At 57.5% G+C, this 25,032-nt stretch carries 18 protein-coding genes; 15 read left to right on the top strand and 3 right to left on the bottom strand.

Features of this window, described 5'->3' with window-relative positions; all coding sequences use genetic code 11:
- The first annotated feature begins 254 nt into the window (after positions 1 to 254).
- The 6 genes from DBY66_RS12700 (at position 255) to DBY66_RS12675 (ending at position 7,248) form a co-directional block, all read left to right on the top strand.
- A complete protein-coding gene (locus DBY66_RS12700; protein WP_039379902.1) occupies positions 255 to 1,610 on the top strand; it encodes an MFS transporter in 1,356 nt (451 codons plus the stop codon).
- The gene (locus DBY66_RS12695; protein ID WP_039379900.1) at positions 1,607 to 2,953 is read left to right on the top strand and encodes an enolase C-terminal domain-like protein; all 1,347 of its coding nucleotides are present in this window, start codon (positions 1,607 to 1,609) and stop codon (positions 2,951 to 2,953) included. The genes DBY66_RS12700 and DBY66_RS12695 overlap by 4 nt, the downstream gene beginning before the upstream one ends.
- Positions 2,954 to 2,963: 10 nt before the next feature.
- Entirely contained in the window at positions 2,964 to 4,295 is a 1,332-nt protein-coding gene (gudD, locus tag DBY66_RS12690) for a glucarate dehydratase (RefSeq protein WP_039379898.1), read from the top strand.
- Positions 4,296 to 4,347: 52 nt separating this feature from the next.
- Entirely contained in the window at positions 4,348 to 5,115 is a 768-nt protein-coding gene (gene garL / locus DBY66_RS12685; protein ID WP_039379896.1) for a 2-dehydro-3-deoxyglucarate aldolase, read from the top strand.
- Between the two features lie 18 nt (positions 5,116 to 5,133).
- The gene (garR, locus tag DBY66_RS12680) at positions 5,134 to 6,018 is read left to right on the top strand and encodes a 2-hydroxy-3-oxopropionate reductase (RefSeq protein ID WP_071668545.1); all 885 of its coding nucleotides are present in this window, start codon (positions 5,134 to 5,136) and stop codon (positions 6,016 to 6,018) included.
- Positions 6,019 to 6,108: 90 nt separating this feature from the next.
- Entirely contained in the window at positions 6,109 to 7,248 is a 1,140-nt protein-coding gene (locus DBY66_RS12675) for a glycerate kinase (RefSeq protein WP_039379892.1), read from the top strand.
- A 78-nt stretch (positions 7,249 to 7,326) separates the two neighbouring features.
- Here the strand turns inward: DBY66_RS12675 and barA are convergent, their stop codons facing one another.
- Entirely contained in the window at positions 7,327 to 10,056 is a 2,730-nt protein-coding gene (gene barA / locus DBY66_RS12670) for a two-component sensor histidine kinase BarA (RefSeq protein ID WP_108569630.1), read from the bottom strand.
- Between the two features lie 82 nt (positions 10,057 to 10,138).
- Between barA and rlmD the strand changes: the two genes are divergently transcribed.
- The 6 genes from rlmD to queE all read left to right on the top strand — a co-directional run bounded on the left by rlmD (position 10,139) and on the right by queE (position 18,679).
- On the top strand, positions 10,139 to 11,455 hold the full coding sequence (gene rlmD / locus DBY66_RS12665; protein ID WP_039379887.1) for a 23S rRNA (uracil(1939)-C(5))-methyltransferase RlmD: 1,317 nt from the start codon (positions 10,139 to 10,141) through the stop codon (positions 11,453 to 11,455).
- 32 nt (positions 11,456 to 11,487) lie between these two features.
- Positions 11,488 to 13,722 (top strand): GTP diphosphokinase, encoded by a 2,235-nt coding sequence (gene relA / locus DBY66_RS12660; RefSeq protein WP_039379884.1) that lies wholly within the window; start codon positions 11,488 to 11,490, stop codon positions 13,720 to 13,722.
- Between the two features lie 81 nt (positions 13,723 to 13,803).
- Complete coding sequence (mazG, locus tag DBY66_RS12655) at positions 13,804 to 14,595, top strand: nucleoside triphosphate pyrophosphohydrolase (RefSeq protein ID WP_108569629.1); 792 nt, start codon at positions 13,804 to 13,806, stop codon at positions 14,593 to 14,595.
- A 251-nt stretch (positions 14,596 to 14,846) separates the two neighbouring features.
- A complete protein-coding gene (pyrG, locus tag DBY66_RS12650) occupies positions 14,847 to 16,484 on the top strand; it encodes a glutamine hydrolyzing CTP synthase (protein WP_071668542.1) in 1,638 nt (545 codons plus the stop codon).
- Between the two features lie 76 nt (positions 16,485 to 16,560).
- Positions 16,561 to 17,859, top strand: a complete 1,299-nt coding sequence (gene eno / locus DBY66_RS12645; protein WP_108569628.1) for a phosphopyruvate hydratase — start codon at positions 16,561 to 16,563, stop codon at positions 17,857 to 17,859.
- A gap of 148 nt (positions 17,860 to 18,007) precedes the next feature.
- Positions 18,008 to 18,679, top strand: a complete 672-nt coding sequence (gene queE, locus DBY66_RS12640; RefSeq protein ID WP_039379876.1) for a 7-carboxy-7-deazaguanine synthase QueE — start codon at positions 18,008 to 18,010, stop codon at positions 18,677 to 18,679.
- A 463-nt stretch (positions 18,680 to 19,142) separates the two neighbouring features.
- Here the strand turns inward: queE and DBY66_RS12635 are convergent, their stop codons facing one another.
- A complete protein-coding gene (locus DBY66_RS12635) occupies positions 19,143 to 19,742 on the bottom strand; it encodes an inorganic diphosphatase (protein ID WP_108569627.1) in 600 nt (199 codons plus the stop codon).
- A gap of 249 nt (positions 19,743 to 19,991) precedes the next feature.
- Entirely contained in the window at positions 19,992 to 20,354 is a 363-nt protein-coding gene (gene queD, locus DBY66_RS12630) for a 6-carboxytetrahydropterin synthase QueD (protein WP_104085513.1), read from the bottom strand.
- Between the two features lie 293 nt (positions 20,355 to 20,647).
- Between queD and cysJ the strand changes: the two genes are divergently transcribed.
- From cysJ to DBY66_RS12615, 3 genes are read left to right on the top strand one after another with little or no spacing between them, the layout of a single operon-like run.
- Positions 20,648 to 22,453: an NADPH-dependent assimilatory sulfite reductase flavoprotein subunit gene (cysJ, locus tag DBY66_RS12625; RefSeq protein WP_108569626.1), complete on the top strand. Its 1,806-nt coding sequence runs from the start codon at positions 20,648 to 20,650 to the stop codon at positions 22,451 to 22,453.
- Positions 22,453 to 24,177, top strand: coding sequence for an assimilatory sulfite reductase (NADPH) hemoprotein subunit (gene cysI / locus DBY66_RS12620; RefSeq protein WP_039379868.1), 1,725 nt, complete (start codon positions 22,453 to 22,455; stop codon positions 24,175 to 24,177). The genes cysJ and cysI overlap by 1 nt, the downstream gene beginning before the upstream one ends.
- Positions 24,174 to 24,908 carry a phosphoadenylyl-sulfate reductase gene (locus DBY66_RS12615; protein WP_039379866.1) on the top strand — a complete coding sequence of 245 codons (735 nt, stop codon included), beginning with the start codon at positions 24,174 to 24,176 and terminating at the stop codon, positions 24,906 to 24,908. Before cysI ends, DBY66_RS12615 begins: the two co-directional genes overlap by 4 nt.
- The last annotated feature ends 124 nt before the right edge of the window (positions 24,909 to 25,032 follow it).

Below are 25,032 nucleotides of genomic sequence, written 5' to 3'. Positions count from 1 at the left end.
ATCACGCAGCAGGATGTGCATATGCCACAAATTCTTTTTTGTTTTGACTGAATTGTCGGGCTTTCTTCCAGTGTTTCAGCCGCGGGCTGTTTTTATACTGATTTCCGTTCTTAGAGGTTTGGTTACCTGTCACGACGCATCAACGTTCGCCATAACAACAATCGCCGTGTTTAACCCGACATCATTCTGATACCCAACGCGATGTGTATGCAGTCAGAGTGAATGTAGCGTTCGCTATATTTCAGGAGTGCATCATGAATAGTTACAGCCAGACGGCAGAGGCGGTGCAGAAACGTACCAACGCCCGCTACTGGATCGTGGTGATGTTATTTATCGTCACCTCATTCAACTACGGCGACCGCGCCACCATTTCCATTGCCGGATCGGCGATGTCCAAAGATATCGGTCTCGACTCTGTCGGGCTGGGCTATATCTTTTCCGCCTTCTCATGGGCCTATGTGATCGGACAGATCCCGGGTGGATGGCTGCTGGATCGCTTTGGATCCAAGCGTGTCTACTTCTGGAGTATTTTCCTCTGGTCGCTGTTTACTCTGCTGCAGGGCTTTGTTGATCTCTTCAGCGGCTTTGGCATTGTGATTTCACTGTTCCTGCTGCGCTTTTTGGTCGGTCTGGCTGAAGCGCCTTCCTTCCCTGGTAACAGCCGTATTGTCGCGGCCTGGTTCCCGGCACAGGAGCGCGGAACGGCGGTCGCCATCTTTAACTCTGCACAATACTTCGCCACGGTGATCTTCGCGCCCATCATGGGCTGGCTGGTCTCTGAAGTTGGCTGGGCGCACGTGTTCTGGTTTATGGGCGGGCTGGGCATCATCCTGAGCTTTATCTGGCTCAAAGTGATGCACGATCCCAACAACCACCCCGGCGTGAATAAGGCGGAGCTGGAGTACATGGAGCAGGGCGGCGCGCTGATCAATATGGATGCGAAAAAAGCCGATCGCAAAGTCAGCCGCGGTGAAAAGTGGGATCAGATCAAACAGCTGCTCTCTACCCGCATGATGTGGGGCATCTATCTTGGCCAGTATTGCGTCAACGCGCTGACCTACTTCTTTATTACCTGGTTTCCGGTCTATCTGGTACAGGCACGCGGCATGTCGATTCTGAAAGCGGGCTTTATCGCCTCCGTTCCGGCGATTTGCGGCTTCCTCGGCGGCGTGCTGGGCGGCGTGATCTCCGACTATTTGATGCGCAAAACCGGCTCACTCAATATTGCCCGTAAAACGCCAATCGTTATCGGCATGCTGCTCTCCATCAGCATGGTGATGTGTAACTACACCGAAACCGAATGGGTTGTGGTGCTGTTCATGGCGCTGGCGTTCTTCGGAAAAGGCATTGGTGCGCTGGGCTGGGCGGTGATGGCCGACACGGCACCGAAAGAGATCAGTGGCCTGAGCGGTGGTCTGTTCAATATGTTCGGCAACTTCTCCGGTATCGTTACGCCTATCGCGATTGGTTACATCATCGCCACCAGCGGATCGTTTGAGGGCGCGCTGGTATATGTCGGGATCCACGCTTTTGTCGCCGCCTTTAGTTTTCTGTTTATTACCGGTGACATTAAACGCGTTGAGCTGAAACCGTATAAGGAGCCGAAATGAGTACGCAAAGTACGCCTGTCATCACTGACATGCAGGTGATCCCGGTTGCCGGTTACGACAGTATGCTGCTTAACATTGGCGGCGCGCATAACGCCTGCTTCACGCGCAATATTGTGGTGCTGACCGACAGCGCCGGCCATACCGGACTGGGCGAGGCGCCGGGCGGCGATACAATTTATCAGACGCTGCTGGCGGCAGTACCCCAGGTCAAAGGGCAGCAGATTGCGCGTATGAACCGGCTGGTGCAGCAGGTGCATAAGGGCAATCAGTCAGCGGATTTTGACACTTTTGGCAATGGCGCCTGGACCTTCGAACTGCGCGTAAACGCAGTAGCCGCGCTGGAGGCGGCGCTGCTGGATCTGCTGGGGCAGCATCTGGGCGTACCGGTGGCAGAGCTGCTCGGACCGGGCCAGCAGCGCGATGAGGTCACCGTGCTCGGCTATCTGTTTTATATCGGCGATCGTCATAAAACCGATCTGCCGTATCGCAGCGGTGATGCCGCCAGCCACGACTGGTACCGGCTGCGGCATGAGGAGGCGCTGACGCCGGAGGCGGTGGTGCGTCTGGCAGAGGCGGCGCAGGATAAATATGGTTTCAAAGATTTCAAACTCAAAGGCGGCGTGCTGCCGGGTGAAGAGGAGATCGCCTCGGCGGTGGCGCTGAAGCAGCGCTTCCCGGAGGCGCGCATTACCGTCGACCCTAATGGCGCCTGGCATCTGGATGAGGCGATCGGACTCTGTAAAGGCCTGCAGGATGTGCTGAGCTATGCAGAAGATCCCTGCGGCGCGGAACAGGGTTACTCCGGCCGTGAAGTGATGGCGGAGTTTCGCCGCGCCACCGGGCTGCCGGTTGCCACCAATATGATCGCAACCAACTGGCGTGAAATGAACCACGCCGTGATGCTCAACGCGGTCGATATTCCGCTGGCCGATCCTCACTTCTGGACCCTGAGCGGCGCAGTGCGCGTGGCGCAGCTCTGCGACGAATGGGGACTCACATGGGGCTGCCACTCCAATAACCATTTCGATATCTCGCTGGCGATGTTCACCCACGTGGGCGCCGCCGCCCCGGGCAAGCCAACCGCGATTGACACGCACTGGATCTGGCAGGAGGGCGATCAGCGCCTGACGCGCGAGCCGCTGCAGATCCGCAACGGCAAAATTGCCGTGCCGGATAAACCGGGGCTGGGTATTGAGCTGGATCGGGACCGCCTGCAGCAGGCGCACGAACTCTATAAGTCACTGCCGGCCGGCGCGCGCAACGACGCCACCGCGATGCAGTATCTGGTACCCGGCTGGTCATTTGATCGCAAGCGTCCGGCATTTGGGCGCCGTCCTACATAAGGAGCAGGAAATGAGTCAGACCCCTAAAATCGTCGCTATGCAGGTTATTCCGGTTGCCGGACACGACAGCATGCTGCTCAACCTGAGCGGGGCGCACGCGCCATTTTTTACCCGCAATATTGTGATCATTAAAGATAACGCCGGGCATACCGGCGTGGGCGAGATACCGGGCGGAGAAAAGATCCGTCAGACGCTGGAGGATGCCGCCGCGCTGGTGATCGAAAAAACCGTCGGCGAATATAAAAATATTCTCAACCTGGTGCGGAGCACCTTTGCTGACCGCGATGCTGGCGGGCGCGGCAGCCAGACGTTTGACCTGCGCACGACTATCCATGTGGTAACCGGTATCGAAGCGGCGCTGCTCGATTTACTCGGGCAGCATCTGGGCGTAAACGTCGCGTCGCTGCTGGGCGATGGCCAGCAGCGCGACCGCGTGGAGATGCTTGGCTACCTCTTCTATATTGGCGATCGCCGCAAGACCTCGCTCGCCTACCAGAGCCAGGAGCGCGATCCGTGCGACTGGTATCGCCTGCGCCATGAAGAGGCGCTTACGCCAGATGCGGTCGTGCGACTGGCAGAGGCCGCGTATGAGAAATATGGCTTCAACGATTTCAAACTCAAAGGCGGCGTGCTGCGCGGCGGCGAAGAGGCTGAGGCGGTTACCGCACTCGCCAGACGCTTTCCGGAGGCGCGCATCACGCTCGATCCCAACGGCGCCTGGTCGCTGAATGAGGCCATCCTGCTGGGCAAACAGCTGAAGGGCGTGCTCGCCTATGCAGAAGATCCCTGTGGCGCGGAGCAGGGCTACTCCGGCCGCGAGGTAATGGCGGAGTTCCGCCGCGCCACCGGGCTGCCGACCGCAACCAATATGATCGCCACCGACTGGCGGCAGATGGGCCACACGCTATCGCTGCAGTCGGTGGATATTCCGCTGGCCGATCCGCACTTCTGGACCATGCAGGGTTCCGTGCGCGTGGCGCAGATGTGCCACGACTTTGGCCTCACCTGGGGTTCGCACTCCAATAACCATTTTGATATTTCGCTGGCGATGTTTACCCACGTTGCCGCCGCCGCGCCGGGCGCGATTACCGCTATCGACACCCACTGGATCTGGCAGGAGGGTAATCAGCGCCTGACCAAAGAGCCGTTTGTCATTAAAGGCGGCATGGTGCAGGTACCGCAGAAGCCGGGGCTTGGCGTGGAGCTGGATATGGACCAGGTGATGCAGGCAAACGCGCTGTATCAGAAACATGGGCTGGGCGCGCGTGACGACGCTCAGGCGATGCAGTTCCTGGTACCGGACTGGACTTTTGATAATAAGCGTCCCTGCCTGGTGCGCTAACGCTTCAGGCTCCCTGAAAGGGGGCCTGCCGTCATATACAGGAGTAAACAGAATGAGTAATGCCTGGCCAAATACATTTCGCCGCCGCCTGCTGGCAGGAGAGACCCTGATAGGCAGCTGGTGCGCCCTTGCCAGTCCGCTGACTACTGAAGTGCTGGGGCTGGCAGGCTTCGACTGGCTGGTGCTGGACGGCGAACATGCGCCCAACGACATCACCACGTTTGTACCGCAGCTGATGGCGCTGAAAGGCAGCAGCAGCGCTGCGGTCGTGCGTCCGCCGTGCAATGAGCCGGTGATCATTAAACGCCTGCTCGATATCGGCTTCTATAACTTCCTGATCCCCTTTGTGGAGACGGAAGAGGAGGCGCGCCGCGCCGTTGCCTCAACCCGCTACCCGCCAGCGGGCATCCGCGGCGTGTCAGTTTCGCACCGCAGCAATATGTACGGCACGCTGCCGGACTATAACGCCACGATTAACGACAACATCACGCTGATGGTGCAGATCGAAACGCAGCAGGCGGTAGATAACATCGATGCGATCGCCGCCGTTGACGGCGTGGACGGGATTTTTGTCGGTCCGGGCGATCTCTCAGCCGCGCTGGGATACCTGGGCCAGCCTGCGCATCCTGAGGTGCTGAAAGTTATTCAGTACCTGTTTGAACGCGCCAAAGCCGCAGGCAAGCCGTGTGGCATTCTGGCACCGGTAGAGGCGGACGCGCGGCGCTATCTGGAATGGGGCGCCACCTTTGTTGCCGTCGGCAGCGATCTCGGGGTTTTCCGCAACGCCACGCAGGCGCTGTGCAACAAATTTAAACTGTAACGCAGAAAGGGGAAGGCAATGAAAATTGGATTTATCGGCCTCGGTATTATGGGCAAACCGATGAGTAAAAACCTGGTCAAAGCGGGTTACACGCTGGTGGTGCGCGATCACAACGCAGGCAATGAGGCAGAACTGGCCGAACTGGGCGCGACGATAGCAAAAACGCCCAAAGAGGTAGCAGAACAGGTGGATGTGGTGATCACCATGGTACCTAACTCGCCGCAGGTGCAGGAAGTCTGCCTGGGCGCGGGCGGCATCATTGAAGGTGCAAAACCTGGCCTGATTGTAATTGATATGAGTTCTATTGCCCCGCTGGCCAGTCGTGAGATCCACGACGCGCTGGCAGAAAAAGGGATCCGTATGCTTGATGCGCCGGTCAGCGGCGGTGAGCCAAAAGCGATCGAGGGCACACTGTCGGTGATGGTGGGTGGCGATAAAGCGATCTTCGACCAATGCTTTGAGATTATGAAAGCGATGGCAGGCTCGGTGGTGCATACCGGTGATATCGGCGCCGGTAACGTGACCAAGCTGGCAAATCAGGTGATTGTGGCGCTGAACATTGCAGCGATGTCTGAAGCGCTCTCGCTGGCAACCAAGGCGGGCGTGAATCCGGAGCTGGTTTATCAGGCGATCCGCGGCGGCCTGGCGGGCAGCACCGTGCTTGATGCCAAAGCACCCATGGTGCTGGATCGCAACTTCAAACCCGGTTTCCGTATCGACCTGCATATCAAGGATTTAGCCAATGCGCTGGATACGTCACACGGCATTGGCGCGCATCTGCCGCTGACGGCCGCGGTGATGGAGATGATGCAGGCGCTGAAAACCAGCGGTCAGGGCTCCGCCGACCACAGCGCGCTGGCTTGCTATTATGAGAAGTTAGCGCAGGTTGAGATCGCCCGGTAAAGCCGCTCTCCGGCGTCTGCGGAGGCCGGAGAACAGGCTGCGTGAGCAAAGCAGCATACCGTTACGTTACCCATCGCGCCTGGATTGCCTATGAAAATTGTCATCGCACCCGATTCATATAAAGAGAGTCTGTCTGCCCTGAATGTGGCTGCCGCAATTGAAGCGGGTTTCCGCGAGGTTTTCCCGGCCGCCGAGTATGTCAAAATCCCGGTTGCCGACGGCGGTGAGGGCACCGTTGAGGCCATGGTGGCCGCCACCAGCGGTACGCTTGTCCGGCTAACCGCAACCGGCCCGCTGGGCGAGCCGGTGGCGGCGTTTTATGGCCTGTCGGGGGATGAGCGCACCGCGTTTATTGAGATGGCTGCCGCCAGCGGCCTGGAACTTGTGCCGGTGGCGCAGCGCAATGCGCTGATCACCACGTCGTGGGGCACCGGTGAGCTGATCAAAAACGCGCTCGATCGCGGCGTAGAGCACATCATCATTGGCATAGGCGGCAGCGCCACCAACGATGGCGGTGCCGGAATGATACAGGCGCTGGGCGCCCGGCTGCTGGACAGCGCCGGCCGCGATCTGGCGCCTGGCGGCGCGGCGCTGGCGCAGCTGGCGCAGATCGATATCAGCGGAGTGGATGCGCGAATCAAAGCGTGCCGCTTTGAGGTCGCCTGCGATGTCACCAATCCGCTGACCGGGGAAAAAGGCGCTTCGGCGGTGTTTGGCCCGCAGAAGGGCGCCACTCCGGCACAAATCGCGCAGCTGGATCGGGCGCTGGCCCACTACGCTTCGCTTATTCAGCGCGATCTGGATATCGACGTGCTGCATATTGCGGGCGGCGGCGCGGCGGGCGGTATGGGTGCGGCGCTGCACGCATTCTGTCAGGCTGAGCTGCGCAGCGGCATTGAGATTGTGACGGAGGCGCTCGGGCTGGCGGAGCAGGTCAAAGATGCCGATCTGGTGATCACGGGGGAAGGGCGCATCGACAGTCAGTCTGTGAATGGCAAGGTGCCAATCGGCGTGGCGCGGGTTGCCAAACAGTTTAATAAGCCGGTGATTGGTATTGCCGGTAGCCTGACCTCTGACGTGGGGGTTGTACACGCTCACGGCCTTGATGCGGTCTACAGCGTACTGTTCAGCATCTGTTCTCTGGAAGAGGCGCTGGCCAGTGCGGAACAGAATGTGCGCCTGACGGCGCGTAACGTTGCGGCAGCCATCAGGATAGGCAAAGGGCTGTAGGCCGGACCGCGATGCGCGGCGGCCCGGCGGCTAAGGCCGGTATGGGCGTCGCCATAAAGATCGTTCTGACACGCCATTTTACGCCAGCGCCAGCCGCTTACGCGCCTCGCGCGCAACGTTGGCCATCTCATCACTCAGCTCCAGCAGTTCCGGCTCCAGCGCGGCAATATCACTCGCCTGGTGCAGGCTGCCTTCCAGCTGCTGGCAGAGCTGTTTCAGGCGCGGGACACCGCTGTAACTGGCGCTTCCGTGCAGCTTGTGAATAATTTCACGCAGCCCGTTTACGTCACCTTCAGCCATACAGTGCGCCACGCGCGCCTCCACCTCGGGCAGGAAATCGAGCAGCATCTGTAGCAGATCGCGCGCCAGGGCCGGTTTGCCGGCCGCCTGACGCAGCGCCAGTGACCAGTCAAGCGAGACGGCAACTCCCACCGCGGGCGGCTGAGAGGCGGGCGCAACCGGCAGATAGCGCTGCAGCAGCTGAGCCAGGCGGGTTTCATCAATCGGTTTTGCCAGATAGTCATTCATGCCGGCGGCAATCAGCTGCTCGCGCTCGCCATCCAGTGCGTGCGCCGTTACCGCAACGATTGGCGTGCTGGCGTGCAGCGGCAGGCGCCGGATAATCTCGCTGGCCTGAATACCGTCGATATCGGGCATCTGTATATCCATCAGGATCACATCCAGCCGCTGCTGCTGTGCGGCGTGTATGGCCTGCTCTGCGTTGTCACACAGAATGATATTTTCAACCTGCTCCTCCAGCAGCGCGCCGATAAGCCGGAGGTTAGCCGGGTTGTCATCCACCGCCATCACCGTCAGCGGCTGGCGCGGCAGCGGGGAGATCAGGCGGTGCTGACGGCTGCCGATATCCAGCAGCAGCGGGATAAAGCGCGTCAGCGAAACCGGTTTTGCGATACAGCCGGCAATGCCCCGCGCACGCAGATCGTCGGCAAACAGCATCATCTCACTCGGCAGCGCCAGCAGTACGGCATCCGCGCGATCGCACAGCTGCTGGATCTCCGTATCGGTCAGCGTTGCCGGGTGCGGCTTAGCGACCGGCATTCCCACCAGCAGCAGAGGATAGTGGCGTTCCGGCAGCGCAGCCAGGCTGGGATAATACTCTACCCTGAGCGGGGTGATACTGAGCATCTCCTGCACCACGCGCGCCACTGCCGGATGGGGCTCGACATAGGCCAGCGTTGTGGCGTGCAGGTCATCCAGCACGCGCGGAATAGTAGGGGCATTCGGGTTAAGATTGAGCCGGACGCGCACCCGGAAAACCGACCCCCGATCGGGCTGGCTGTGAAAAGCGATTTCGCCGCCCATCTCCTGCACCAGCTTCTGGGTGATCACCAGCCCAAGTCCCGTGCCGCCGTGTCGGCGGGTAATGCTGGCATCCGCCTGGCGAAACGCCTGAAACAGCTGCGGCTGCTGCATTTCCGGAATGCCGATACCGGTGTCATGCACCTGGATCTCCAGTTCCGCCTGCGTGGCGCTGAGATGCTGCAGCTCAACGCGCAGGTCGATATGCCCCTGCTCGGTAAACTTGATGGCGTTACCTATCAGGTTGATCAGGATCTGCTGCAGCCGCAGCGGATCGCCGATAACGTTGTCAGGCACGCTGTTTTGCAGGCAGACGGTGATCTCCAGCCCTTTCTCATGCGCGGAGGGCGCCAGCAGCACCAGCGTCTCATCCAGCGTGGCGCGCAGCGGAAAAGGAATAGATTCCAGCACCAGCTTGCCCGATTCCAGACGCGAGAAATCCAGCACATCGTTGATAATACTCAGCAGATTATTGGCGGAGCGCTCAATCGTACTCATATAGTCGCGCTGGCTGGTGCTCAGGCTGGTTTTCAGCATCTGGCGGCTGAAGCCGATCACGCCGTTGAGCGGCGTACGCAGCTCGTGAGACATATTTGCCAGAAACTCAGATTTAATGCGGGCCGCCTCCTGAGCGCGTTTCTTCGCCAGATCCAGCTCGACGTTCTGAATCTCCAGCTGCTCCAGCGTTTCGCGCAGATCCCAGGTGGCCTGGTCAATATTTTGCTGCATCTCTTCATGGTAGGCGGTCAGCGACATCGCCATCGCGTTGATACCGTTTTTAAGCATGCTGAGCTCGCCCAGCATATAGCCTTCCACCCGGCTGTCGAGCTGGCCGCGCCGGATGCGATCCACGGTGGCTACCATATTGCGTATCGGGCCGGTCACATCGCGCATCAGACGATAGGCGAACAGCATGGCGAGGCAGAGGCAGAACAGCAGCAGCAGCGTTGCGACAAATACCTCTTTATACTGCGCCAGCCGTACCGACTGCAGATCCAGCTCAATGGCGACATAGCCCAGGGGATTACCGTCGGGTTTGGTCTGTTCATCCGGCTGCTCATCAGCGGAGTAGCGTTCAGATATAATCGGCGTGCGCAGCACCAGCAGGTTACCCTGGCGTTCATGCGTTACGCCCTCGCGCAGCTGCGTCATATCCTCTTTTTGCAGCAGCGCCAGGTTCTGCTTACTGTTGGATGTGGCGTAAACGCGATTCTGGTTGTCGAAAACCGTAATGGCACGGACAATATCGGAATGGCGCCGGTGCAGCAGGCTGACCAGCTCGTGGATCGCAGCGCGATCGTGCCAGCTCATCCCATACTCACTGGATACCGCCAGAGGTTCGATAATATTTGCGCCGGCGTCAAAAACCTGGCGCTGCAGTTCGTTATAGCGGTGGACGACAAAAAAGGTGCTGAGCAGCAGACCAATCAGCAGCGTTGGCGCCAGTATTAAAATCATCATCCGCGCCCGCAGGCTGTATTTGGTCATCACGATGCCCTGGCGATTGCCGTGTTCCTGTGCACGCGTCGTGGCGGGCGGCACAACCTGATTAAAAGAGAATACGATTACTATGGCGCAATTTTACGCCGCAAAACAGCGGCCGACGACAAAGCAGCGGATCGCCGTCACGGTCGATGAGCTCGATCCGTTCGGCCAGGGCGTGGCACGCTATCAGGGGAAAACCCTGTTTATCAGCGGTGCGCTGCCGGGCGAACAGGCAGAGGTTACGCTGCTGGAAGATAAACGGCAGTTTGCCCGCGGTAAAGCGATAAAGATCGCACAGCCCAGTCCGCAGCGGGAAATACCGCGCTGCCGCCATTTTGGCGTCTGCGGTGGCTGCCAGCAGCAGCACGCTGCCGTTGCACTGCAGGAGAGCAGCAAGGCGCACGCGCTGAGCCGTCTGCTGAGCCGCGACGCCGCTTCTCCGGTGGCCGTTGAGGAGATTATCCGCGGCAATAGCTGGGGCTATCGCCGGCGCGCCCGGCTCGGACTGCAGTGGCAGCCGAAGCAGCAGCGGCTGGTGATGGGATTTCGCCAGGCGGCCAGTCATGCGCTGGTGCCCCTGCAGCAGTGCCCTGTTTTGGTGCCCGAACTTGAAGCGTTGCTGCAGCCGCTGCACCACTGCCTGAGCGCGCTGCAGGGGGTAAGGCGGCTGGGGCATGCAGAGCTGGTGCTGGCAGACAACGGCCCGCTGATGGTGCTGCGTCATCTCGACGCGCTTTCTGCGCGCGATCGCGCAGACCTGGAACGCTTTTCGCATCAGCACTCGCTGATGCTGTATCTGGCTGACGGCAGCGATGAGCTGCAGGCGATTAACAGCAGCATGCCTTACTACCGCTCGCAGGATTTAACGCTAACCTTTAGTCCACAGGACTTTATTCAGGTTAACGATCGCGTTAATCAGCAGATGGTGGCAACAGCGCTGGCGTGGCTCGATCTGCAACCCGATGACAGCCTGCTGGATCTTTTCTGCGGCATGGGTAATTTCACCCTGCCGGCAGGGAAATCTGTACAAAATGTTGTAGGTGTGGAGGGGGTTGCAGCATTAGTTAAGCAGGCAGAGTATAATGCCGCGCTTAACAATCTAAGTAATGTACGCTTTTTCCAGCATAATCTGGAAGAGGATGTTTCGCGTCAGCCGTGGGCGGCGCAGGGATTTAATAAGGTGTTACTGGATCCGGCGCGAGCCGGGGCGGCGGGCGTGATGTCGCATATTGTTAAACTTGCGCCAGAACGCGTGGTCTATGTTTCCTGTAACCCGGTGACACTTGCGCGCGACAGTCAGGTACTGCTGTCCGCGGGCTACCATCTGGAAAGGGTCGCGATGCTGGATATGTTCCCACATACCAGTCATCTCGAATCCATGGTGTTGTTCAGCAAAACATAAGCGACAGTTATGTCGCTGTGGCAGGAGAGGATATGGTTGCGGTCAGAAGTGCGCATTTAAATACGGCAGGGGAGTTTGCCCTCGATCAGTGGATTGCCAGCCTGACGATTAGCAATCCCCAATCCTGTGAGCGGCTGGCAGAGACCTGGCGCTACTGTGAAGCCGAAACGCGCGAGCACCCCGATCAGACTCTGCTGCTGTGGCGCGGTATTGAGATGGTGGAAATCCTCACTATGCTCAGTATGGATTGCGATAGCCTGTGCGCAGCGCTGCTGTTTCCGCTGGCCAACGCAGAGGTGGTCAGTGAGGAGAAGCTGGAGCAGGCGTTTGGCAAAGGGATTGTCTCCCTGGTGCACGGCGTACGCGACATGGATGCCATTCGCCAGCTGAAAGCGATTCATAATGACTCTATGGCTTCAGCCCAGGTGGACAATGTCCGCCGTATGCTGCTCGCGATGGTGGAAGATTTCCGCTGCGTGGTCATCAAGCTGGCCGAGCGGATTGCGCATCTGCGTGAGATGAAAGATGCGCCAGAAGATGAACGCGTGCTGGCGGCAAAAGAGAGCACGAACATCTATGCGCCGCTGGCTAACCGGCTCGGTATCGGCCAGCTGAAGTGGGAGCTCGAAGATTACTGCTTCCGCTATCTGCATCCGGATGAATATAAACGCATCGCGAAGCTGCTGCATGAGCGGCGCATCGATCGTGAACAATATATCGATAACTTTGTGACCAATCTGCGTCAGGAGATGCAGAAAGAGGGCGTGCGGGCAGAAGTCTACGGGCGGCCGAAACATATCTACAGCATCTGGCGCAAGATGCAGAAAAAGTCGCTGGCGTTTGATGAGCTGTTCGACGTGCGCGCGGTACGCATCGTGGCAGAGCGTTTGCAGGACTGTTATGGCGCACTCGGTACGGTGCACACCCTCTACCGGCATCTGCCGAGCGAATTTGACGATTATGTCGCAAACCCTAAGCCCAATGGCTATCAGTCCATTCATACCGTGGTGCTGGGGCCGCAGGGCAAAACCGTTGAGATTCAGATCCGCACCCGTCAGATGCATGAAGATGCCGAACTTGGCGTGGCGGCGCACTGGAAATATAAAGAGGGCCCGGGCGTCAGCAACTCGCGCGGGGCTGCCGGACACGAAGAGCGTATCGCCTGGCTGCGCAAGCTGATTACCTGGCAGGAAGAGATGGCGGATTCCGGTGAAATGCTGGAGGAGGTTCGCAGTCAGGTCTTCGACGATCGCGTTTACGTCTTTACGCCAAAAGGCGATGTGGTGGATCTGCCCGCCGGCTCCACGCCGCTCGACTTTGCCTATCACATTCACAGCGATATTGGCCATCGCTGTATCGGGGCGAAGATCAGCGGCCGCATTGTGCCTTTTACCTATCAGCTGCAGATGGGCGATCAGATCGAGATCATCACCCAGAAGCAGCCCAATCCAAGCCGCGACTGGCTCAACCCGAATCTGGGCTACATCACGACCAGCCGCGGGCGCTCCAAGGTACACGCCTGGTTCCGTAAGCAGGATCGCGATAAAAATATTGTGGCGGGCCGCCAGATCCTCGATAACGAGCTGAGCCAGCTCGATATCAGCATGCGCGAGGCGGAGAAGATTTTGCTGCCGCGCTACAACGTTGGCTCGCAGGATGAGCTGCTCGCAATGATTGGCGGCGGCGATATTCGTCTCAATCAGATGATTAACTTCCTGCAGGCAAAGCTCAATAAACCGAGCGCTGAAGAGGAAGATCGTGAAGCGCTGCGTCAGCTGACGCAGAAGTCGCATCACGCCTCAAACGCCCGTAAAGAGAGCGGTCGCGTGGTGGTGGAGGGGGTAGGAAACCTGATGCATCACATTGCCCGCTGCTGCCAGCCTATTCCCGGCGACGATATCACCGGCTTTATTACTCAGGGTCGCGGCATCTCGATTCACCGCGCCGACTGCGATCAGCTCAGTGAACTGATCTCTCATGCGCCAGAGCGTATCGTTGATGCCGTCTGGGGGGAGAGCTACTCCAGCGGCTATTCGCTGGTGGTGCGCGTTACCGCCAACGACCGCAGCGGCCTGCTGCGTGATATCACGACCATACTGGCGAATGAAAAGGTCAATGTCCTGGGCGTCTCCAGCCGCAGCGATACCAGAAAACAGCTGGCGACCATTGATATGGATATTGAGATCTACAACCAGCAGGTGCTGGGGCGCGTGCTGGCGCGGCTTAATCAGGTGCCAGATATTATCGACGCGCGTCGTTTGAATTAACGCGCAGCCGGCACTGGCCCGCTGCTCTTCAGGGTCGCCTTTTACGGCGGCCCTTTTTATACCGTTGTTTGAGGATTTTTCATGACTGCCCTGAACCGTCTGCTTAGCCTGATGCAAACCCTGCGCGATCCGGCGCGCGGCTGCCCGTGGGATCGCCAGCAGACCTTTGCCACGATTGCTCCTTATACGCTGGAAGAGACATACGAAGTGCTTGACGCTATTCAGCGGGAAGACTTTACCGATCTGCGCGATGAGCTGGGCGATCTGCTGTTTCAGATTGTGTTTTATGCCCGCATGGCAGAGGAAGAGGGGCGTTTTAACTTCGACGATATCTGCGACGCAATCAGCGACAAGCTTGAACGCCGTCATCCGCATATCTTTGGCAGCGCCGAGGCTGAGAGCGCCACAGAGGTGTTGCAGAACTGGGAAGCGATCAAACAGGATGAACGCGCGGCGAAAGCGCAGCACTCGGCGCTGGATGATATTCCGCGCGCGCTGCCGGCGCTGATGCGGGCGCATAAAATCCAGAAGCGCTGCAGCAGCGTGGGCTTTGACTGGGACAGCCTCGGACCGGTGCTGGATAAGGTGCATGAGGAGATTGACGAAGTCATGCATGAAGCGCAGCAGGCCACTGTCGACAGCGACAAGCTGGAGGAGGAGATTGGCGATCTGCTGTTTGCGACGGTAAATCTGTCACGCCACCTCGGCAGCAAAGCGGAAATTGCGCTGCAGAAAGCCAACGACAAATTTGAACGCCGCTTTCGCCACGTAGAGCAGATTATTACCGCGCAGGGATTGAGTATGCCTGCGGCGACGCTGGAGCAGATGGAAGCGGCGTGGCAGCAGGTAAAACTGAGTGAGAACAATCACTAACCTGTTAAGCGTCATACTGCTGTTTATTCCAGCAGTGTGCATAATTCAGCCGCTTGCGCTTACTCGATTCAGCCATCCAGCAACTTTGTGACATGCGTCAACATTTTCTGGCTGGCTATCCGCTATGTTAGCCGCTGCACGGCGCGGGAGGATGGTGTGATTCATCAATTGTGGCTGGGGACGACTTCGGGTATACTGCTTTCCCGTCCTGGTTATTCCATCGTCTTTAAACCTAAACTCTCAGGTTCAGCATGACAACGAATTATATTTTTGTGACCGGCGGGGTCGTTTCCTCTCTGGGCAAAGGCATTGCCGCAGCCTCCCTCGCAGCTATCCTCGAAGCACGTGGTCTGAATGTGACCATCATGAAACTCGATCCGTATATCAACGTTGATCCGGGTACCATGAGCCCGACACAGCATGGTGAAGTGTTTGTCACCGATGACGGGGCCGAAACCGATCTGGATTTAGGTCACTACGAGCGCTTCATTCGTACCAAGATGTCGCGTCGTAACAACTTTACGACCGGTCGTATCTACTCAGAAGTGCTGCGCAAAGAGCGTCGCGGCGACTATCTGGGCGCCACGATCCAGGTGATCCCCCACATTACCAATGCCATCAAAGAGCGCATCATCGAAGGTGGCGAAGGTCATGATGTCGTGCTGGTTGAGATTGGTGGCACCGTAGGCGATATTGAATCCCTGCCGTTCCTGGAAGCGATTCGCCAGATGGCGGTAGACGTAGGCCGTGAACACACTATGTATATGCATCTGACGCTGGTGCCATATATGGCGGCAGCGGGTGAAGTGAAAACCAAGCCTACTCAGCACTCGGTTAAAGAGCTGCTGTCGATTGGTATTCAGCCAGATGTGCTGATCTGCCGCTCCGATCGCGCGGTACCTGCTAACGAGCGGGCGAAAATCGCGCTGTTCTGCAACGTGCCGGAAAAAGCGGTTATCTCGCTGAAAGATGTCGATTCCATCTACAAAATCCCGGGCCTGCTGAAGTCGCAGGGTCTGGATGACTATATCTGTAAGCGTTTCAGTCTGAACGCGCCGGAAGCTAACCTTGCCGAGTGGGAGCAGGTTATCTATGAAGAAGCGAATCCGGGCGGGGAAGTGACTATCGGTATGGTCGGCAAGTATGTTGAGCTGCCGGACGCCTACAAGTCAGTGATTGAAGCCCTTAAGCACGGTGGTCTGAAAAACCGCGTAACCGTCAACATCAAGCTGATCGATTCGCAGGATGTCGAGACGCGCGGCGTGGAGATCCTCAAAGATCTCGATGCAATTCTTATCCCCGGCGGTTTCGGCTACCGCGGCGTGGAAGGCAAGCTGATGACGGCGCAGTACGCGCGTGAAAATAACATCCCGTACCTTGGCATCTGCCTCGGCATGCAGATTGCGCTGATGGAGTTCGCGCGCAATGTGGCCGGGATGGAAGGCGCCAACTCCACCGAATTTGTGCCAGACTGTAAATACCCGGTTGTCGCGCTGATCACTGAATGGCGTGATGAGCATGGCAACGTTGAGCAGCGTACTGAGCAGAGCGATCTGGGCGGCACCATGCGTCTGGGTAGCCAGCAGTGTCAGCTGACGCCGGAAAGTAAAGTGCGCCAGCTCTACGGTTCTGATGTGATTACCGAGCGCCACCGTCACCGTTATGAAGTCAACAATCTGCTGCTGAAGCCGATTGAAGCGGCGGGTCTGCATATTGCGGGCCGTTCCGGCGACGATCAACTGGTTGAGATTATTGAAATCCCGAACCATCCGTGGTTTGTGGCCTGCCAGTTCCATCCGGAGTTCACATCGACACCGCGTGATGGTCATCCGCTGTTTGCCGGTTTTGTGAAAGCCGCGCAGGAGCACCAGAAGCGTTTAGCGAAGTAAGAGTTTACGAACAACGCGCGAACTTTTCGCGCGTTGTTTGTCTTAGGATTGACTAACTTGTACTGAGGAAAATCGAATGTCCAAAATCGTTAAAGTCATTGGTCGCGAAATCATCGACTCCCGTGGCAACCCGACTGTAGAAGCAGAAGTGCATCTGGAAGGCGGTTTCGTTGGTCTGGCGGCGGCTCCATCAGGCGCTTCTACCGGTTCACGTGAAGCACTGGAGCTGCGCGACGGTGATAAGTCTCGCTTCCTGGGCAAAGGCGTAACCAAAGCGGTTGCTGCGGTTAACGGCCCAATCGCTGACGCGGTAAAAGGCAAAGATGCCAAAGACCAGGCGAACATCGATAAGATCATGATCGAGCTGGACGGTACTGATAACAAATCCAACTTCGGTGCAAACGCCATTCTGGCTGTTTCTCTGGCCGCAGCGAAAGCTGCTGCAGCATCAAAAGGCCTGCCGCTCTACGCACACATTGCTGAGCTGAACGGCACCCCAGGCAAATACTCTATGCCGCTGCCAATGATGAACATCATCAACGGCGGTGAGCACGCGGATAACAACGTAGATATCCAGGAGTTCATGATCCAGCCTGTGGGCGCGAAAAATATCAAAGAAGCCATCCGTATGGGTTCTGAAGTATTCCACAACCTGGCTAAAGTTCTGAAAGCCAAAGGCATGAGCACTGCAGTCGGTGATGAAGGTGGCTATGCGCCAAACCTCGGCTCTAACGCTGAAGCGCTGGCAGTTATCGCTGAAGCGGTAAAAGCAGCGGGCTATGAGCTGGGTAAAGATATCACCCTGGCGATGGACTGTGCCGCATCTGAATTCTATAAAGATGGCAAATATGTTCTGGCTGGCGAAGGCAACAAAGCGTTCTCTTCCGAAGAGTTCACTCACTTCCTGGAAAATCTGACCAAACAGTACCCAATCGTCTCTATTGAAGATGGTCTGGATGAGTCTGACTGGAACGGCTTTGCTTACCAGACCAAAGTGCTGGGCGACAAAATCCAGCTGGTGGGCGACGATCTGTTTGTCACCAATACCAAAATCCTGAAGGAAGGTATTGATAAAGGCATCGCGAACTCTATCCTGATCAAATTCAACCAGATCGGCTCTCTGACCGAAACGCTGGCTGCAATCAAGATGGCGAAAGATGCGGGCTACACGGCCGTTATTTCTCACCGTTCAGGCGAGACAGAAGATGCAACTATCGCTGACCTGGCGGTAGGTACTGCAGCTGGCCAGATCAAAACCGGTTCTATGAGCCGTTCTGACCGCGTAGCTAAATACAACCAGCTGATCCGTATTGAAGAAGCGCTGGGTGAGAAAGCGCCGTTCAACGGTCTGAAAGAAGTGAAAGGCCAGGCGTAATCGCCCGCCGGTGCTGCTCTGTGCAGCACGGTTTGCCTGAAGCCCCGCCCAGTGCGGGGCTTTTTGTTTTTCAGGGCACAAAGCGGCTGTGAAGCCGCAGTAAAAATCTGCCATAATCTGCGCCCCGAATGAGAGACGTGAGTGAAAAATGTTCTACCCGATTAACGAAATGTTCCAGACGCTGCAGGGCGAAGGGTTTTATACCGGCGTGCCGGCCATCTTTATCCGCTTACAGGGATGTCCGGTGGGATGCAGCTGGTGTGATACCAAACATACCTGGGAGAAGCGCGCGGATCGGGAGACCTCACTGGGTGATATTCTGGTAAAAACCGTGGAGAGCGATGCCTGGGGAAGTGCAGACGCCGCCACGCTGATTGAGACCATCGCCCGGCAGGGCTGGAGCGCGCGCCACGTAGTGATCACCGGCGGCGAACCGGCAATTTTTGACCTGCGTCCGCTAACAGAGGGTCTGGAAGCGCACGGGTTCCAGTGTCAGATCGAGACCAGCGGCACTCATGAGGTGCACTGCTCTGCGGCAACCTGGGTTACAGTCTCACCTAAGGTGAATATGCGCGGAGGCTACGATGTGCTGCTGCAGGCGCTGACGCGCGCGGATGAGATCAAGCATCCGGTGGCGCGCGAGCGTGACGTTGAGGCGCTCGATGAGCTGCTGGCGGAGCTGCATGACGATAAACCGCGTATTGTGGCGCTGCAGCCGATCAGCCGCGGCGATGCCGCAACCCGGCTCTGTATTGAAACCTGCATCGCCCGTAACTGGCGGCTCTCTATGCAGACGCACAAGTATCTGAATATCGCCTGATTCACAGCAGGGCGCATCAATGCGCCCCCTACGCACATATCCACAGGGGCGCCATTTATGGCGCCCGGATAGAAATCGCACATCGGCCAGGGACGCATTAATGCGTCCCCTACGCACATACCGGCAGGTGCGCCATTCATGGCGCCCGTGTTGAAATCGAATATTGCCGTAGGGGCGCCATTGATGGCGCCCGTGTTGGAATTGCATATCGGCCAGGGACGCATGAATGCGTCCCCTACGCAAATACCGGCAAGTGTGCGCCATTCATGGCGCCCGGGTGGGAAATCAAATATTACCGTAGGGGCGCCATTAATGGCGCCCGGATGGAAATCGAATATAACCGTAGGGGCGCCATTCATGGCGCCCGGATGGAAATCGAATATAACCGTAGGGGCGCCATTCATGGCGCCCGTGTTGGAATCGCATATTACCGCAGGGGCGCCATTGATGGCGCCCGCGTCAGCTACTGCTTCGCTTTATATGCGTCGAATGCCTGCTTAATCTCTGCTCTGGCCTTAGCGGCATCTTCAAAACCGTTGAGCTTGACCTTCTTACGGCCATCCGGTAACTGTTTATACACCCGGAAAAAGGCTTCCAGCCGCTGCTGTTCGATTCGCGGCAGATCGCTTATCTCTTTAATATCATCATAGGTTGGATCAATTTTGCTGGCGGGCACGGCGACAATCTTGTCATCCACCTCACCGCCATCAATCATCTTTAGCACGCCAATCGCGCGCAGCTTAATCAGGGTGCCGGGCTGTAACGGCGCCCGGGCGTAAAAAATCACATCCAGCGGATCGTTATCGCCACTCAGTGACTGAGTCAGCGAACCGTAGTTGGCGGGATAGGCGACCGGCATAGACTGAAAACGGTCAGCCACGATAAACCCGGTTTTAGCATCGGTTTCATATTTGATCGTCCCGCCTGCCGGAATTTCTGTCACCGCATAAAACTCCGCCGGCATACTCTCCGGCTGGGGAAAATCAAGTACGTTTTGCGCCTGAACGGCAGCAGAGGCAGAGATAAAAACAGCAAGCAGAGAAAGGTGTTTCACAAGGTTCATTGTTGATTCTCTTGATCTTTAACAGAGGAGACAACAACGTAGAGGGGGATCGTTACAAAGAGATGAATCAGCAGTAATCGGCTGTTCGAAGATTAATACAGGTATCACAGCGGTTCAGAGAGCGGCACCTGTGGTTCCACGTTGCAGGAAGGCGGCAACCGCGTTCATCCTCAGGCGCTTACATGAGTAAGCAACCGGGGGTGGAGAAGGGCAGCCAGCGCACCTGCAGCGTGGAAGAGGCCGCTCTGGTCAGCCGCGGTAAACGCAGCCTGCCGTACAGGTCTCTTTGATCATGACCGCGCTCAGCACCGGCAGCACCGGCTTAAGCTCATCCCAGATCCACTTCGCCAGCACTTCACTGGTGGGATTCTCCAGACCCGGAATATCGTTCAGGTAGTGATGATCCAGCCGCTCATAAAGCGGACTGAAAATCGCTTTCAGTTCAGCAAAATCCATGACCCAGCCGGTATACGCATCCACTTCACCGGTTATTTCCAGTCGCACCAGAAAGGAGTGGCCGTGCAGACGACCGCATTTGTGCCCTTCAGGCACGTGAGGTAAGCGGTGAGCCGCTTCAAACTGGAACTCTTTAAACAGCGTGGTAGACATAATGACTCTCAGACGGAAAAACCGCTGAAGTCTACCTGAAAAGCAGATTTTTCGCACCCGTGGGGGTGCAAAAGCGCATTTAACGCTATCCGCTCCCGCGTCTGGAGATAAAACCCATATTTAACAAAGGGATAATTTACCACTTTTGGCGGTTAGCGATACCCGAAAAACCGCTTAGTCATTTTGGTTATTTATTATGTCTAACCCTTATTTAATCGTTAATATACAGCTCGGTAACCTACCTCCTCTTCCACCGCTTCTCGGTCCGGACTTCTGACACTGGAATTTTTAACGCGATGACGACTCAGGCACCCCCAGGCTCCATGCTGCCGCTCTCTCCGGAGCAACTTGCGCGCTTACAGGCGGCGACCACGGAATTTAATACGACTCAGCTTGCCTGGCTTTCGGGCTACTTCTGGGGCATGGTCAACCAGACCCCTGGCGCGGTGGCGACACCTGCTGCTCCGCCAGCGGAAACCCCGGGCGTCACGCTGATTTCAGCCTCGCAAACCGGCAACGCGCGTCGCCTGGCAGAACAGCTGCGAGATGATCTGCTGGCAGCGAAGCTGAACGTGAATCTGGTTAACGCCGGCGACTATAAGTTCAAGCAGATTGGCCAGGAAAAGCTGCTGGTCATCGTCACCTCGACCCAGGGCGAAGGGGAACCACCGGAAGAGGCGGTTGCGCTGCATAAATTCCTGCTGTCGAAGAAAGCACCGAAAATGGATGGCGCGGCGTTTGCCGTGTTTGGTCTTGGCGACACCTCTTACGAATTTTTCAGCCAGGCGGGCAAAGATTTCGATAGCCGTCTGGCCGAGCTGGGCGCAGAGCGTCTGCTGGATCGCGTCGATGCGGACGTTGAATATAGCGAGCTGGCCAGCGCCTGGCGCCTGCAGCTGACCGATCTGCTGAAAGCGCGCGTGCCGGTCGCCCCTGCGGCGCAGATTGCGGCCAGCAGCGCCGGCAGCGTCAACCTGGTCGACAGCAGCCCTTATACGAAAGAGCTGCCGCTCACCGCCAGCTTTGCGCTGAATCAGAAAATCACCGGCCGCCTCTCTGATAAAGATGTGCGCCATATTGAGATCGATCTCGGTGATTCCGGCCTGCGTTACCAGCCGGGTGACGCGCTGGGCGTCTGGTATGAGAATGATGCAGAGCTGGTAGAGGAGCTGCTGCAGCTGGTGTGGCTGAAAGGCGATGAGCAGGTGACGGTGCAGGGCAAAACGCTGCCGCTGGCTGAAGCGCTGCAGACGCAGTTTGAACTCACGGTCAACACGCCGCAGATAGTGGAGCGCTACGCCGCGCTGTCGCGCAATGAGGCGCTGCTGGCGCTGACGGAAGATAAGCAGAAGCTGCAGAGCTATGCCCAGAGCTTCCCGATTGTGGATATGGTGCGCCAGGCTCCCACCGAACTGAATGCCGAGCAGCTGACGGGATTACTGCGCCCGCTGACGCCGCGTCTTTACTCTATCGCCTCCTCCCAGGCGGAGAGCGAAAACGAGGTGCATATTACGGTGGGTGCGGTGCGCTATGAAATCGATGGCCGTCAGCGCGGCGGTGGTGCCTCCACCTGGCTTGCCGACCGTCTGGAAGAAGAGGGCGCCATTCGCGTCTTTATCGAGCACAATGATAACTTCCGCCTGCCGGCCAATCCGGATGCACCGGTAATTATGATTGGTCCGGGCACCGGTATTGCGCCGTTCCGCGCCTTTATGCAGCAGCGTGACAATGACGGCGCTGAAGGTAAAAACTGGCTGTTTTTCGGCAACCCGCACTTCACCGAAGATTTTCTCTATCAGGTAGAGTGGCAGAAGTATGTTAAGCAGGGGCTGCTGACGAATATCGATCTCGCCTGGTCGCGCGATCAGGCTGAGAAAGTCTATGTACAGGATAAAATCCGGGCGAAAGGCGCAGAGGTCTGGCGCTGGATCGAAGAGGGCGCTCACCTTTACGTTTGTGGCGATGCGAATCGCATGGCGAAAGATGTAGAGCAGGCATTACTGGATGTGGTGGTCGAACACGGCGGCATGGATCGTGAAACGGCTGATGAATTTTTGAGTGAGCTGCGCATTGAGCGCCGTTATCAGCGAGACGTTTACTAATGAGCGAAAAACACCCTGGACCGCTGGTGGTTGAAGGTAAACTTTCTGACGCCGAGCGTCTGAAAAAAGAGAGCAACTATCTGCGTGGCACCATCTTAGACGATCTCGACGATGGCCTGACCGGTGGGTTCACCGGCGATAACTTCCTGCTGATCCGCTTTCACGGCATGTATCAGCAGGACGATCGCGATATTCGCGCCGAGCGAGCTGAGCAGAAGCTGGAGCCGCGTCACGCCATGATGCTGCGCTGCCGTCTGCCGGGCGGCATCATTACCCCGACGCAGTGGCTGGCGATTGATAAGTTTGCGGCTGAAAAAACGCTCTATGGCAGCATCCGCCTGACGAACCGGCAGACGTTTCAGTTTCACGGTATTCTGAAAAAGAACGTGAAACCCACGCATCAGATGCTGCATGAAGTGGGACTCGATGCGCTGGCGACCGCCAATGACGTTAACCGCAACGTACTCTGCACCTCAAATCCGGTTGAGTCTGAGCTGCATCAGGAAGCTTATGAGTGGGCGAAAAAGCTCTCTGAGCACCTGCTGCCGCAGACCCGCGCTTATGCGGAGATCTGGTGGGATAAGGAAAAAGTTGCGACCACAGATAAAGAGCCGATTCTTGGCGAAACCTATCTGCCGCGTAAGTTTAAAACCACCGTGGTGGTGCCGCCGCACAATGATGTCGATCTGCATGCTAACGATCTCAACTTCATTGCGATTGCAGAGCACGGCAAGCTGATAGGTTTCAATGTGCTGGTAGGGGGAGGCCTCTCTATTGAGCATGGCAATAAAGCGACCTACGCCCGTACCGCCAGTGAGTTCGGTTTCCTGCCGGTGGAGAAGATCCTCGATGTGGCCGCCGCGGTAGTGACCACGCAGCGCGACTGGGGTAATCGCACCGATCGCAAAAACGCTAAAACCAAATATACCCTTGAGCGCGTGGGCGTTGAGACGTTTAAAGCGGAAGTGGAAAAGCGTGCCGGTCTGACTTTCGCGCCGGCGCGTCCGTATGAATTCACCACCCGCGGCGATCGTATCGGCTGGGTTAAAGGCATCGACAACAAGTGGCACCTGACGCTGTTTATCGAAAATGGTCGCCTGCTTGATTACCCGGGCCGTCCGCTGAAAAGCGGCATCGCTGAAATCGCCAGAGTACACCAGGGTGATTTCCGCCTCACCGCCAACCAGAACCTGATTGTGGCTGGCGTGCCGGAGGCGCAGAAAGCGCAGATTGAAGCGATCGCCCGCGAGCACGGCCTGATGGAAAGCGTAACGCCGCAGCGTGAAAACTCGATGGCCTGCGTAGCGTTTCCGACCTGTCCGCTGGCGATGGCAGAAGCGGAGCGTTTCCTGCCATCATTTGTTACCAAAGTCGAAGAGATCATGCATCGTCACGGCGTGGGCGAAGAGCATATCGTTCTGCGCGTAACCGGCTGCCCGAACGGCTGCGGTCGTGCGCTGCTGGCGGAGCTGGGGCTGGTTGGCAAAGCGCCGGGTCGCTACAACCTGCATCTCGGCGGGAACCGCGTGGGTACGCGCATTCCGCGTATGTACCGCGAAAATATCACTGAGAGCGAAATTCTGGCCACGATTGATGAACTGGTGGCGCGCTGGGCAAACGAGCGCGAGGCCGGTGAAGGTTTTGGTGACTTCACGATCCGCACCGGTATCGTTAAAGCGGTGACGGATCCGGCTCGTGACTTCTGGGACGCGGAGGCTGTATGACCCTGCCCGATCTCGCCGTACTCAACAGCGGCAGCAAAGTTGACCGTATTATGGCGCTGGCTGAAAGCAACGTGCAGCTGGAGAAACTCTCTGCTGAAGCGCGCGTCAGCTGGGCGCTGGAACAGCTGCCGGGGGCCTTTGTGCTCTCATCCAGTTTTGGGATCCAGGCGGCGGTGCTGCTGCATATGGTGACGCAGCAGCGGCCGGATATTCCGGTGATCCTCACCGACACCGGTTACCTGTTCCCGGAAACCTATCGCTTTATCGATGAGTTAACGGCAAAGCTTAACCTTAACCTGCAGATTTTCCGTGCGGAAACCTCGCCCGCATGGCAGGAAGCGCGCTACGGCAAACTGTGGGAGCAGGGCGTGGACGGCATTGAGCAGTATAACCAGCTCAATAAAGTGGAACCGATGAACCGGGCGCTGAGCACGCTGGGCGCACAGACCTGGTTTGCCGGACTGCGGCGCGATCAGTCAGGCAGCCGTGCCAGCCTGCCGGTGCTGGCGGTACAGCGCGGTGTCTTTAAGATCCTGCCCATTATCGACTGGGATAACCGGCAGGTGCATCAGTACCTGAAACAGCACGGCCTGAGCTACCACCCGCTGTGGGATGAGGGCTACCTTTCGGTGGGTGATACCCATACCACGCGAAAATGGGAACCGGGCATGGCAGAAGAAGAGACGCGCTTCTTCGGCCTCAAGCGCGAGTGCGGTTTGCACGAAGGCTAACCACCATCCACAGGGCGAATTTTCGCCCTGTTTTTTGTTTCCCTCTCACGCACCTCTGTTAATTCCTAAAGTCATGCCCGGCTGGTTACAGCCGAAATCGTGCTGCCTGAAAAAAGCGTTATAA

This window comes from Pantoea sp. RIT413 (genome assembly GCF_003057675.2).
Classification (GTDB): domain Bacteria; phylum Pseudomonadota; class Gammaproteobacteria; order Enterobacterales; family Enterobacteriaceae; genus Pantoea; species Pantoea eucrina.
The sequence above is the reverse complement of the archived record's forward strand: the minus strand, read 5'-3'. Positions and strand labels throughout refer to the sequence as shown.